This window comes from Psychrobacter sp. bablab_jr014 (assembly GCF_016464015.1).
Lineage (GTDB): Bacteria > Pseudomonadota > Gammaproteobacteria > Pseudomonadales > Moraxellaceae > Psychrobacter.
On the sequence record NZ_JACDXT010000049.1, the window covers coordinates 78220 to 91413 of the forward strand.

Here is a 13194-nt window from a genome sequence, read left to right on the forward strand (position 1 = left end):
CGTTCTTATCAAAAGAATCTAACATGTACCATATATTGTACATGTTAGAAAAAAGGGGATTGTCATGCAAGTTATTAGCTTTTCAGACGCCAGAAAACAGCTCAAAGACGTACTCGACCAAGTGACCAACGATGCCGACGCCACCATCATCACCCGCCGCGATGCCGAAGATGCTGTGGTGATGTCGCTTGATTATTACAACAGCTTATTAGAGACCGTGCATTTGCTCAAGTCGCCTGCCAACGCCGCGCACCTTGCCGACTCTATTGCCCAATACCGCGCTGGCAAGACTGTGACCCGTGATATCGTGGATGCTGATGCTGTGATAACGGACAGCAGTCAAGACAGCGATGCGGACACCGCGCACGTGTAACAGGGCAATAACGGAAGGGATATGATGAACAGACAGCTGGCGTGGACGGATGCGGCATGGGCGGACTATGTCTATTGGCAAACGCAGGATAAGAAAACGCTCAAACGGATTAATAAGCTCATTACCGAGTGCAAGCGCAGTCCATTTATAGGAATTGGTAAGCCTGAGCCTTTAAAGGAAAATTTGGCAGGGTTTTGGTCGCGGCGTATTGATGACACGCACCGCTTGGTATACGCCGTCGATGATGCGTATTTGACGATTATCGCGTGTCGGTATCATTATTGACTGTGAAAAAGGGATTGGTTGGGAGTGGTTATATTCTAATTTATAGCAGTTTAACGTAAATCCATAGTTAAGGTATAAGCATGAAATACCTATTATTAGTGATGCTCATGTTTTGTAGCTCATGCTTTGCCAAAGAAATGGACAAGCAAAGCGACTATTTTGCGTTCTCTGAAAACGTACTCAATAGTTTAGGCAGCTCAGTAGCAACTTGTGATTCTTACGCGCTTCAAGACCCCACAACAGAATGGCTATGTGGTCGTTATCAAGAGGATCAGACGCGCTTTATCGTTGCTTGGGAGTCTGCTGTAAAACCTTTTGAAAATCAGCTCATTCCCTACTCCGATTGGTTTGTTTTCCGCGATGACGACGGTGCGATAGATTTTTATGGTAAAGCTTATAACTTTGACCAAATAAAAATGCTGGTTGCGTTTGATCCATCAGAAGCGGGCAGAGAAATTTTTATAGGGGTAAGTCCTGACGTTTTTTTGGTGGCGGATAGCGCTGAAGCCTACCTGAATACAACAAAAAGCAAGACTTTAGCAGTGCCTTTATCTGGCAGTTATAGCTGTAAAGATTTTAATAACCAAGCTGAGGCAATGCAGTTTTTCAAGGAGAATGGGTTTAATGCAAGCTATGACCCATATAATTTAGATGCTGATAATGATGGTATCCCTTGCGAAGCGCTTCAAAATCAATACAGTTATACAAGCCAATGCGCTGCCAATCAATCTTGGGTAAACGGCTATGTAAGAAAAAACGGTACGAAAGTGCGCGGTCATTGTAGAAAGAAACGCTAATCGCTCGATTGTCTTATCATAAAAATAATTAAAAGGAATTTACCATGCCCCAAACCATGCCAGCCCCACAACTATCCATCCCCGCCATTTATATGCGCGGCGGCACGTCAAAGGGCACGTTTTTTAACCTGGCTGACTTGCCCAGGCGTTGCCAAGTCGCTGGCGAGGCACGGGACAATTTTCTTTTACGTGTGGTCGGCAGTCCTGACCCGTATGGCAAGCAAATCGACGGTCTCGGCAATGGCAGCTCCAGCACCTCAAAGGCGGTCATCCTATCCCCCGCCCCTGACAGCGCACACGATGTCAATTATCTGTTTGGGCAGGTCAATATCACCAAGCCCATGATTGATTGGAGTGGTAATTGTGGCAATCTAAGCGCGGCGGTCGGTGCGTGCGCCATTCATATGGGGTTGGTCGCGCCCGAGCGTATCCCAACGGACGGCATCTGTACGGTGCGTATTTGGCAAGAAAACATCGGCAAAACCTTGATTGCGCACGTGCCCATTGTGGCAGGACAAGTGCAAGAGACGGGTGATTTTATCTTAGATGGTGCGCCCTTTCCCGCCGCCCGAATCCAAGTGGACTTTATCAGCCCCGCGCCTGAAGGCAGCAATATGTTCCCGACGGGCAATCTTACCGATACCTTGAGCGTACCTGAGATTGGCAGCTTTCCCGTCACCTTTATTAATGCAGGCATTCCGACCGTGTTTTTGCGCGCCGAGGATTTGGGCTTGACCGCCACCGAGCTACAGGCGGACGTGAACAGCGACAGCGCATTATTGGCACGCCTTGAGCGTATCCGCGCCCATGCGGGGGTGGCGATGGGCTTGTTTAGTGACCCAAGTGACGCCGAGACGCGCCAGCATACGCCAAAGCTGGCGTGGGTCGCCGCGCCAAAGGCGTACAACGCGTCGAGTGGCAAGCAGGTCACGACCAATGACATCGACCTATTGGTACGCGCGATGAGTATGGGGCAGCTGCACCACGCCATGATGGGCACGGCAGCGGTCGCCATCGCAGCGGCGGCGACCACCACAGGCACGCTGGTCAACGAGGCGGCTGGCGGCGGTAGCTTGTCTGAGGTGCGCTTTGGTCATCCTTCGGGTACGCTCTTGGTCGGCGGTCAGACCGAGCAGGTCGATGGGCGCTGGCAAGTCGCCAAAGTCAGCATGAGCCGCAGCGCACGGCGTATTATGGTGGGGCACGTGTTTGTGCCTACGGATAGTTTTTAAGATACGCGCCAGCAACCAACGCCGCCACTAAAACGCGCTATCATAACGGCTCATGCCTGTTACTACTGAACGCTTATGCCCATATCTGACCCCGTTATCCTAAAAAAAGAAAACCAACAAGACAATAAAAACAATCGCCCCAAAAAACCGCCTGTCCCAAAAAAAGAGCGGCGGGCGCTTTTATGGGACATTCTAAAAAAGCTCGCCATCTTTGCCGCGCCGTATAAAGGACTGATTGTCTTAACCTTAATACTGACGGTGCTTGGCTCATTCACCGCGCAGGTCAATGCCTTTGTACTGCGCTATGCCGTCGATACCTTAACCGAGATTGCTACCCTTGCTGAGCCGTGGCAGGCAGGCGTGCGCATGCTCGGTATTATCAGTGCGATTTTGCTGGTGAAAGAAGTGCTGGCGATTTTTGTGTCATTTGGGCAGCGGTACTTTGGTGAGCGTATCCGCATTAATCTGTCCCGCGATTTATCACAGCGCGTGGTCGAGCGTATTTTGACCTACCGCATGGCGTTTTATACCAGCAGTGAAAATGACAGTGGTAAGTTGCAAACGCGCATTGATTTGGGCGTCAGCAGTCTGACCAGCTTGGTACAAAACTTCTTTATTGATATGCTGCCACTGTTTGCCAGTGCCATCGTGTCGCTTATTATCATGTTTAGCGCCAACTTTTGGGTGGGCATGGTTGGGCTGATTATCGTACCGATTTACTTTTTTATCAGCCAAAAACAAGCCAACCGCTTACAAGGCTACCGCAGACAGATGCGCGGCTTTCGCGAGACCAAAAGTGGGCTGGTGATTTCTTTAATCAACGCCATTACCGTGGTCAAATCCTTTGTGCGCGAGCCGATTGAGGCGCAAAGGCACTTTGATATTCAAAAGGAGATGACTGACAATCAGCTACGCATCCGCAGCCTTGCTTTTATTTACGACGCGGTAAAAACCTTTATTGAACAAATTGGTGTGGTGGCGATTATCCTACTTACCGCCTATTTTGTGCTGCAAGGCGAGATGACCATTGGCATGATTTTGTTTCATGTCATGCTGTTTCAAAACGTCGCCGCCCCCATTCGCCAGATGCACCGCATTTATGACCAAATCAACAATGCCTTAACCTACGCCGAAGGGTTTTTTGATATTTTAGAAGATGACGCGCAGATTGAGCGCACCGACGGTATCAAAAGCGACCATTTACACGGCGATATTGAGCTCAAAAACGTCAACTTTACCTATCCAAACGGCACCAAGGCGCTTAATGACGTCAGCTTTAGCATTAAGCCGAACCGCATTACCGCGCTTGTCGGTCTAAGCGGCGCGGGCAAAAGTACCATTATTAATCTGCTGGTTAAGTTTTATGAGCCAGATTCGGGCGCGATTTATTTAGACGGCCGCGCACTTGAGGATTACGACACCCAAGCCCTGCGACAAAAAATCGGGCTGGTGCTGCAAAGCAATCATATCTTTTCAGGCACGATTAACGACAACATCCGCTACGGCAATATGGACGCGGATACCGATGCCGTCATCAGCGCCGCCAAAAAAGCCTCGATACATGACCAAATCATCGCCCTGCCCGACGGCTACGACAGCGATGCCAAGTCGCTATCGGGCGGACAGCAACAGCGGATTGCGCTGGCACGTATGTTTTTAAAAGACCCGCCCATCGTGTTTTTAGATGAGCCGACCGCGAGTCTTGACGCCATCGCCAGCCAGCAAGTCAAAAAGAGCCTTGATTTGATTAAAAAAGACCGCACTGTCATCATTGTCTCGCACAATATCGCGCAGATTATTGACGCCGATGACTTGGTGGTGATTGAAAACGGGCGTGTGGTCGAGACAGGCACGCACGAGACGCTGTATTCCAAGCGCGGCAAGTATTTCGAGATATTCTCCGCCATGTCGGACAGCCTAAACTTGGATAAAATCAGCCGCACGCTACAAGGATAAATCACAATAAACACGTTATAATGCGCGGCAATATTGGCGTAGCTATGCTTTCTGTGCTGTCCGTGCTACGCCTACCGTAATAAAGACGATGAGTGACGTATGACCACCTATTCTATCAAGACCTTTGACGACCTCACAGGCGTCGACGTATACCACATCCTAAAGGCGCGCTCGCAAGTGTTCGTGGTCGAGCAGCAATGCCCGTATCAAGACATGGACGAGCTGGACTTTGACTGTCTGCATCTGGTCGCGCACGAAAACGACGCGCTGGTCGGCTATTGCCGCATCATTCCGCCCAAGGTCAATACCTTATACACCCAAGACGACATTGCCAAAGCCGCCATCGGGCGCGTGCTGGTGCTGCCTGAGTATCGCGGCAAGGCGATTGCCCAGCAGATTATGAATACCGCCATCAAGCACTGCCGCAAAAAATACGGCAAAAAGCCGATTGTCATCGCCGCGCAGACGTATTTGATAGATTTTTATAGCTCATTGGGCTTTGAACCCGTTGGCGAGCGCTTTTTGGAAGACAATATCGAGCACATCTTAATGGTATTGCACCTCAAAAAACCCAAACCGCCGAAAGTCAAAGGCGAAACCACCAAAAGTACCGTTATCTTACAGATATTGCTGCTGGTCATGAGCGTGTTGTTTGTGGCGGGTGTGGTGTATTTGATGGTGTAGATGTGTTTACTAGCCGAGCGCCGAGCGCTAAACGCTGACGGTCATTGATACTACTATACATTGAGTCATGTTTGCTATTGTCTAAAAGGAGTGTTATTCATTGCTATAAAATAATGCTCTTTTTAAAACATAGGGACAGAAAATGATTAAGGAAATCAAAACCTTTGTGGCGGTCTGCGAGCTTGACAGCTTTACCGCCGTAGCGCGCAAAGCCAATTTGACGCAATCAGCCATCAGCTCGCAGATTAAAACCTTAGAGAAGTCTTTAGGGTTTCCTGTCTTTGATCGCTACGCCAGAACCATCAGCCTAAACGCACAGGGCAAGCGTATACTACCGATTGCTAAAGAAATTCTACAGCTGTATAGCTCAATGCAACTGCCGTCAGAGACCGATATCGCCAACTATCATGGTCAGCTGAAAATGGGCGCTATTGGTTCTGTACAGGTCGGTATCCTGCCTAAGATTTTAAAATCCATTCAGGTTTTAGCGCCTTCCATGCAAACAGAAGTCATCCCTGGACGCTCTATAGAGCTGATTGCCCAGCTAGAGGCAGAGGAGGTTGATGCCGCCATAATAGTACGCCCAGCGTTCGAGCTGCCAAAAACGATCTGCATCGACCTCGTTATGAGTGAGCCGTACGTGCTCATCAGTCCTAAAAAATGGGCGTCTTATAACTTTCACAAAATGCTCGAAAGCTACCCGTTTATACAATACAGCCTCAAGTCCTCAGCAGGTATGCAAATCAATAAATTTCTTAAGCAGCAAGGGATGCATGTCAACACGCTCATGGAATTAGATGATCTTGATGCGATTGCCACGATGGTCGAATCCAACCTCGGCATCGCCATCATTCCTTACGCTGGATTCTGGATTAAACATGAAGCTTTAGTCACCGTGCAGCACCTAAACAGCGAGGATATAAGAAGGGATATCGTACTTGCTTATCGTTACAGTGATCGCGAGCAGCCAAAGATAGCTGCCTTAAAAGAAGTACTCGCCTTATAGCTATAAAAACGATTAATCAAAACTACCGTAGCGTGACACCTACTTGCCAGACCATAAATAATTAGGGCTGAGAGTAGATTTATTGCGTTTTTCTTGTGCATGGTCTTTCGCTATCATAATTTCACTGATTCTAAAAAATTAAGAGGATATTATGGGTTTATCACCTTTTCACCTCGCTATACCCGTCTATGATATTGATGCGGCACGCTCGTTTTATCGGGATGTGCTCAACTTAGAAGAGGGTCGCGCCAGCACACAATGGGTCGATTTTGACTTTTATGGTCATCAGGTCGTCATACACGAGCACCCTAAAACGCCGTCTCAAGAGCGCGCGCATACCAATGTCGTTGATGGACACGACGTGCCTGCCCCGCATTTTGGTGTGGTGTTGCCTTGGGCACAATGGGAAGAACTGGCAAACAGATTAAAAGACAACGACATAGATTTTGTTATCGAGCCGTATGTTAGATTTAAAGGCGAGGTTGGCGAACAAGCGACAATGTTCTTTTTAGATCCTTGTGGCAATGCCTTAGAATTTAAAGCCTTTAAAGATATGAGCCAACTGTTCGCTAAATAGCATTTTTAAAGTTATTGATAATGTAAGTAAAGCCCCGCCAACAGAATAATAAAAAATGCGCTATTGTTTAAAAAAAATGTTTATAGGCTGTGCCTTTTAATAAAAAGGCCTATAATACGTTTTATATTTAGACTTAAGTTTATTATTTAAAAAGCGTTAAGGGGCGTTTATGAATGGTTTTTATAAGATTGGCGCGGGTGTGTTATTCATCGCGCACATGGTGAGCGCGCAGGCAAGTATCGATTTAAGCGCTTATCTACAGCCAATGATGTCGGGGTGCGCTGGGTACGTGTCTTTTGATGATGAAAATGCGTTTACAGACATAGGCGACGCCCTTCTGCGTAAAGAAGTGGTGTTTATGCACCCTTACACAGACAGCGAAGGTAATTCAACAACCACGACGTATTATTTTAAAGACGCGACCGCTTTCGGCTACCCGATTGTCAAGATAGAAGACTTTCAGGGGTATGAATGGGGACATCAAAAGGTATTTTTTAAGGACAATACATTTTTAAAGCTGCGCCCACAATTTAAGCTGCCCGCTACGGATAAAAAAGGCTATACCGCTGATGGCGTCTTACTAGAGGTACTAAACAACAACTTTAAAGGCTACTTAACACAAGATATTGGCTATACAGAACTGATTTTTGACAGACAAGAGCACAGTATCTTGTGTGGTAGCGGCATTTAATGACAGCAATAGCTTAATTTTTCCCTTTTTCATGTGTTACCCATCACCACGCAATTTTCTCCCCTGCCCAATCGGCAAAGCTGCCACTGTCCGCCGCCTGCATGGTGGCGAGTACGCTTAGCAGCTGCTCAGCGCTATAGTCTGGCGAAAACAGCTTATCCTCCGCGACATTACCTTGAAACGGCTCGGACAGCGTGGTGTCCACCGTACCTGGCTGCATCACCACCACGCAGGTATTGGGCAACGAGCGCGCCCATTCAATACTGACGTTTTTCATGCCCATATTCAGCGCTGCCTTACTCATACGGTAGCTGTACCAGCCGCCCAACTGATTGTCACTGATGCTGCCGACACGCGCTGATAACACCGCAAAAATAGCGGGCGTGTCTTCGGTGCGCGTTGCCTTTTGCAGTAGCGGTCTGATATGTTTGGCGAGCAGTAGGCTGGCGAGCGCGTTGACCTGCATATTTTGCACAAAAAAGTCAGGTGACAGCTGGCGCAATGACTTTTCAGGCTGCTGCTCGCCGTCGTGTAGCAGTCCAATACAGTTAACCACCCAGTCAATGTGCGTGGTTTTGGTTTTTATCGTCTCTACCGCGTTTTTAATACTGTCTTCATCGGTCAAATCCATTTTCACCCACATCACCTGCGGCATGTCAGGTGGCGGGCGCTTGTGATAGGTGGCGATAAGTGTGGCGCTATTTGTGCTTCGCTCATTGGTCTTCTTCTCATTGCCATGCTGATGCCTTGCCAGTTGGCGCAGCATTGCTTGCCCGATACCGCCTGTCCCGCCGATGATGAGATACGTCTTATTTGTCTGTTGCTCCATGCTTTGCGCCCTTATAGTGTTGTTTGCTTTTATTTTTATTGCTTAACTTGTTATTAGTCGTGATGGAATTAGCATAAAAGCTTGTGCCGATGGCATACAGAGGTTTATTGTTACCCGCCTTGTGCCGCCCGAGTGCCACGCCGATTTGGCTACAATAGTGCGTTATGCTTTTGCCGTATTTTTCTGTATCCTTAAATTTTCTCTTACTGTTATGGACACACACGCCGCATGCTCTCAGCTCAGGACCAACTGACCGAACTGGTACGCCGCCTCGAGGCCAAAAATCATCTGTTTGCCACCGACCCGCTGTTGGTCACCGAGCAGATGCAAGACGAGACGGGTACGCCCCTGCATAAGTTGCAACGCCGTGCGGCGCGCATCGACAGTGATGGCGCGCTGATGCGGATACTGACCAAGATTGATACGCGCATCAAGGGCGTGATGCTAGTGATGAGTGCGCTGTGGTGCGTGTCTGGATTTTTGGGATTGTTTGCGCTGCTGCAAAGCAATGTGGTCAATTTTTTCTATGTGCTCGTGTGTTTGCTCGGGTTTCATACTTTAATGCTGGTGGGCTGGCTGGTGTTGACGCTGATGAAGCGCCGCGATGCCAAGTCGGTCGGCATTACTGCACTGATTAACCCAAGCTATCTCTTGCGCGGGCGCGATGATGTGACGCTGGCGGCGACCGAGCTGTACGAGCGCCAGTTGGAGCATCAGGGCATGCGCTGGTATATCGGACGCTTTAGCCATCAGCTGTGGCTGGCGACCTTGACGGGGATGCTGTTTGCCATCATCTTTTTGCTGATTGTGCGTCAGTATAGCTTTAGCTGGGAGTCGACGCTCCTCTCCGATAACGCGCTGACTGTGTTGACGCAGTGGCTTGGCGCGCTCCCAAGCCTTGTGGGCTTTAATGTGCCTGATGCCGAGACGATTCGCCAAAGCCGCCTTGTCACTGAGCTGCCGTTATCTGCCGCCCGCGAGTGGGCAAGCCTATTGATTGGCAGCTTGCTTATGTATGGTATCGTGCCGCGCGCGATAGCGTGGGCATTTTGTGCGCTGATGTTTCGCCGCAGACAGATGCGCGTGGATATCAATCAGCCCTATTATCAAAAAATCCTCAAGTTTTGGCAGCGCCGCGTCGTGGACGCCGATGATTTTACCGAAGCGCCCGCCCCTGTCGCGCCTGTGGCACAGCCAAGCCAAGGGCAAAAGCTCGCGGTATTGTTTGAATATCATACCGAAGACACATGGTGGCTGGCAGGTCTGGATGCGATGAATGACAGCGATGCCGATATCCAAAACTTTGGGCAAGTCAATGACCGCGACGATATGGCGCGCCTGTATCACTACCTAGAGGCGCACCCTGTGCAAGTGCTGCTCGGCATCTATAGCCAAGCGCTGCCCGACCGTGGCACATTGCGCAAGCTCGATAACATCGCAGCGGCGGCAAAGCATGGGCTGGTCGTGCAATTGCTCGGTGATGTTGAGATGACGCCGAGTCATACCGAGCGCCTTAGCCAATGGCAAGCGGCATTGGCAGAGCGCGGTATTGGGCTGGTGCAATCGGTGAGCTAAGCGGCTAATTAACTGCTAAAAAGACCTTTTAAATTAAAAATACACCCTTTAATACTACAAAGACAAAAGACAGACGCTATGACTGAAAATAATAACGACACTCATAATAAGCCAAGCCGCAGCCTATTTGCAGAAAAGGCATTTGCGAGCGATACGCCGACACAAAACGCTAATGCCGTACCTACATCGCAAACGGACGTGACGGCGACCGCGCCCAATTTAGAAAAACCAAACAGTCAGTATGATGACAGTCAAGCAGCCAGCCAACCGCGTAAAACCACCGCCCAAGACGAGCCATTAAAGCTCGCGGTCGTTGGGCATACCAATACGGGCAAGACCTCCATTTTGCGTACCTTGTTGCGTGATGTGTATTTTGGTGAGGTCAAAAACGCCGCCGCCACCACACGCCACGTTGAGCGCGCAAAGCTAACCGACAGCCAAAGTGGTGAGACGCTCGTGACTCTATACGACACTCCAGGTTTAGAAGATGCCTCGGGCGTGATGGATTGGCTCGAGGCGCACACCGCCAGCCGCCGCGATGGTATCGAGCGTTTGCAGCATTTTTTGCAGTCTGCCGCCGCCGATGCCAATAGCGGCAGTGATGAGGACTTTAGCCAAGAAGCCAAAGTCATTCGCCAACTGCTCGCCAGCGACATGGCGGTGTACGTGGTCGATGCGCGTGAGCCGATTTTGGGCAAATATAAAGACGAGCTGACCATCTTGTCATGGTCGGCAATTCCCGTGATGCCTGTGTTTAACTTTATTGACAGTCAAGACAGCAATATTGGCGAATGGCAGACCATGCTGGCACGTCGCGGTTTGCACATCTCCACCCGCTTTGACTCGGTGGCGTTTGAGTTTAACGATGAGATGCGCCTCTGGCAGAATCTTGCCACCATGCTCACGCACAGCGATATGCTGACGCGCCTGACCCAGCAGCGCCGCCAAGAGTGGCTACAGATGTATGACGAAGCCAACATCATCATTGCCGACTTTTTATTGGACGTTGCCGCATTTGAGCGTGAGATACACGAGGATGACGACCCGCTGCCCGTACTCACGCAAATGCAAGATGCCGTGCGCCAAAGTGAGCGCGGCATGCAGCACGAGTTATTAAATTTATACCGCTTTTATGACAATGACGTTGCCGATACGCCGCTTGAGCTGACCGCCTATCAGCAAGACCCCTTTGACCCCGAATTGCTTAAAAGCTACGGTATCCGCACCACCTCAGGGGCGGCGGCTGGCGCGTTATTGGGATTGGGTATTGATGCAGCGGCGCTCGGTACAACGTTAGGCTTGGGCGCGGCTATCGGTGGTATCGCGGGCGGATTGCTATCGAATACCAGCAGCATTAGCGACCGCATATCGGGCGTTAAGCGCTTGTATATCGACCCCGCCACTTTGACCTTGCTGGCGACACGGGCGGTTGATTTGTTATACGCGCTGCGCCATCGCGGGCATGCGGCAGCGGACAGCACGCAAATGCTGTACCAAAATAAGGTAGACGCTGATGACGTTGCTACCAGCGCACCGTGGTCAGCACAAAAGCTGCCAAGCGAGCTAAAAAAAGCGCGTAGCAAACCGCAATGGTCGTCGTTTAACAGTGGTAAATCCGAGCAAGCCAAGCAACTGCGCCTTGATGCCGCATGGTCACTGTCGCGCCGCCTTGAGCGCAAAAGTGATGACGATGCGGTCTATATGCAGGAATAATGCGAGTTAAATCAGTAAACATTTACGCTAATAACAACTACGTCAATAATGCCCCAAGTGCCTCTGTCCCACGCACATCGCTTTGCTGTAGATAAATAGGATAGACAGGATATTGAATAAAGCTGCTTTCTATCTCTGCTAATAGTTTGCCTTGCCGTTTTGCGCGCTCTTGCCAAAAGCTATCTTGCTGCTGGTCACGTATCAGCTGATTGACGACGATTGCGGTCGGGGTCAGTTTGTTGTTCTCAAGCTGCTTGACAGCGCGCTTGGTTTCAGCAAGTGGCAGTACATCGGCGGTCATGACCAGCACGATGGCGGTTTGCTGATTATCGTGCAGCAGCGTCCCCGCCTGACGAAACAGCCGTTTTCTTTTTTCTAATACTTCTACTGCCTGTGCCCAGCGGTCGGGTTTGTTCGCGGTGAAAGGGTTCTCCAGCGCATTTTTACCGAAGTTTTCTGCCGCCTTATTGCTACTGGTCTGCAAATGATTACTGACCGAGCGCAATTTGGCTTGGCGGCGCTGCTGCGCGAGCAGTCCATCCGTCCACGCGCCCATCATCTCAGGCAGTACCAGCAGCCGCAGCGTGTGTCCCGTCGGCGCGGTGTCAAAAATGATATGCGCGTAGCCTTCATCGGTGGCACTCACTAAGTGCTGACACATGGATTCGAGCATCGCTGCTTCTTGCGCCCCTGGTGCGGATTTGGACAAGCGCAAATGCTCACGGATTTTGGGCAGCATGTCAGGATTGGCGTAAGCGGTGATGGTGCGCTCCACTTGCGCAAAATGCTGCTCGACAATTATATCGGGATTGAGCTCAATCGCGTCCAAATGTGGCGTGATGGCCGTTTTTTCATTACTTAACTGCGTTTCCAAAACATCACCTAAGCTGTGTGCGGGGTCGGTGGAGATAATTAGCGTTTTTTGCTCCGCTGCTGCAAATTGGCTGGCGAGTGCGGCGGCGGTTGTGGTCTTGCCCACCCCGCCCTTACCACCAACAAAGATAATGGGTTTATGGTTGACGGTTTTCTTAAGGTTACTTAAAGGCTGAATTGCCATAAGGTTTGTCTCTGCTTATATGTCGTTTTTATGATTATTGGGTTGTTATTGGCTTCACTCAGGTAGAGCCCATTTAGTAACAGCTAGCAGCAGCCCACATGGTCAAAGGGGCATTTTTCCATACCCATACGCGTGTGCCAATCGTGAAAGTTTTCTAAAAACAGCGGCTGCAACTCAAGGGTATAAAAGCTTGCGGGATTATCGATGCCTAGGCTTTCAGCAAACATCATCAGCATAAAAAAATCTTCTTCATCACGTGCCGCGCGTGCCATCGTCTGACGATATGGTGCGTGATAAAATTCATTCAGTCCCGCCAAAAATCGCCGCCACAATGGCGGTATATTGGTGTCCGTCTCAATTGGCTCGTTCATCGTGGTATTCCTTTTTAATCATTTAATTTTTTCTTAGCTTAACATTAT

Annotated in this window: 14 protein-coding genes; 11 read left to right on the forward strand and 3 right to left on the reverse strand. The window is 49.7% G+C overall.

Going from position 1 to position 13194, the window contains the following annotated elements; all coding sequences use genetic code 11:
• Window positions 1–64 precede the first annotated feature (64 nt).
• The 9 genes from JIE71_RS11180 to JIE71_RS11220 all read left to right on the forward strand — a co-directional run bounded on the left by JIE71_RS11180 (window position 65) and on the right by JIE71_RS11220 (window position 7601).
• A complete protein-coding gene (locus JIE71_RS11180; protein ID WP_199508792.1) occupies window positions 65–373 on the forward strand; it encodes a type II toxin-antitoxin system Phd/YefM family antitoxin in 309 nt (102 codons plus the stop codon).
• A gap of 21 nt (window positions 374–394) precedes the next feature.
• The gene (locus JIE71_RS11185; RefSeq protein WP_199508793.1) at window positions 395–658 is read left to right on the forward strand and encodes a Txe/YoeB family addiction module toxin; all 264 of its coding nucleotides are present in this window, start codon (window positions 395–397) and stop codon (window positions 656–658) included.
• 80 nt (window positions 659–738) lie between these two features.
• Entirely contained in the window at window positions 739–1455 is a 717-nt protein-coding gene (locus tag JIE71_RS11190; protein WP_199508794.1) for an excalibur calcium-binding domain-containing protein, read from the forward strand.
• A 44-nt stretch (window positions 1456–1499) separates the two neighbouring features.
• Window positions 1500–2687, forward strand: coding sequence for a 2-methylaconitate cis-trans isomerase PrpF (prpF, locus tag JIE71_RS11195; RefSeq protein ID WP_228284662.1), 1188 nt, complete (start codon window positions 1500–1502; stop codon window positions 2685–2687).
• Window positions 2688–2762: 75 nt separating this feature from the next.
• The gene (locus tag JIE71_RS11200; RefSeq protein ID WP_199508795.1) at window positions 2763–4643 is read left to right on the forward strand and encodes an ABC transporter ATP-binding protein; all 1881 of its coding nucleotides are present in this window, start codon (window positions 2763–2765) and stop codon (window positions 4641–4643) included.
• Window positions 4644–4742: 99 nt separating this feature from the next.
• The gene (locus tag JIE71_RS11205) at window positions 4743–5327 is read left to right on the forward strand and encodes a GNAT family N-acetyltransferase (RefSeq protein WP_199508796.1); all 585 of its coding nucleotides are present in this window, start codon (window positions 4743–4745) and stop codon (window positions 5325–5327) included.
• Between the two features lie 142 nt (window positions 5328–5469).
• Window positions 5470–6333 carry a LysR family transcriptional regulator gene (locus JIE71_RS11210; protein ID WP_199508797.1) on the forward strand — a complete coding sequence of 288 codons (864 nt, stop codon included), beginning with the start codon at window positions 5470–5472 and terminating at the stop codon, window positions 6331–6333.
• A gap of 151 nt (window positions 6334–6484) precedes the next feature.
• Window positions 6485–6910 (forward strand): VOC family protein, encoded by a 426-nt coding sequence (locus JIE71_RS11215; protein ID WP_199508798.1) that lies wholly within the window; start codon window positions 6485–6487, stop codon window positions 6908–6910.
• 169 nt (window positions 6911–7079) lie between these two features.
• Window positions 7080–7601 (forward strand): hypothetical protein, encoded by a 522-nt coding sequence (locus JIE71_RS11220; RefSeq protein WP_199508799.1) that lies wholly within the window; start codon window positions 7080–7082, stop codon window positions 7599–7601.
• 43 nt (window positions 7602–7644) lie between these two features.
• Here JIE71_RS11220 and JIE71_RS11225 read toward each other — a convergent pair whose 3' ends face one another.
• Window positions 7645–8430: an SDR family oxidoreductase gene (locus JIE71_RS11225; protein ID WP_199508800.1), complete on the reverse strand. Its 786-nt coding sequence runs from the start codon at window positions 8428–8430 to the stop codon at window positions 7645–7647.
• A gap of 228 nt (window positions 8431–8658) precedes the next feature.
• Between JIE71_RS11225 and JIE71_RS11230 the strand changes: the two genes are divergently transcribed.
• Window positions 8659–10005, forward strand: a complete 1347-nt coding sequence (locus tag JIE71_RS11230) for a DUF2868 domain-containing protein (RefSeq protein ID WP_199508801.1) — start codon at window positions 8659–8661, stop codon at window positions 10003–10005.
• Window positions 10006–10083: 78 nt separating this feature from the next.
• The gene (locus tag JIE71_RS11235) at window positions 10084–11718 is read left to right on the forward strand and encodes a DUF3482 domain-containing protein (RefSeq protein WP_199508802.1); all 1635 of its coding nucleotides are present in this window, start codon (window positions 10084–10086) and stop codon (window positions 11716–11718) included.
• Between the two features lie 37 nt (window positions 11719–11755).
• Here JIE71_RS11235 and JIE71_RS11240 read toward each other — a convergent pair whose 3' ends face one another.
• A complete protein-coding gene (locus tag JIE71_RS11240; protein WP_199508803.1) occupies window positions 11756–12775 on the reverse strand; it encodes an ArsA family ATPase in 1020 nt (339 codons plus the stop codon).
• An 83-nt stretch (window positions 12776–12858) separates the two neighbouring features.
• Window positions 12859–13146 carry a cory-CC-star protein gene (locus JIE71_RS11245; RefSeq protein ID WP_199508804.1) on the reverse strand — a complete coding sequence of 96 codons (288 nt, stop codon included), beginning with the start codon at window positions 13144–13146 and terminating at the stop codon, window positions 12859–12861.
• Window positions 13147–13194: the final 48 nt, after the last annotated feature.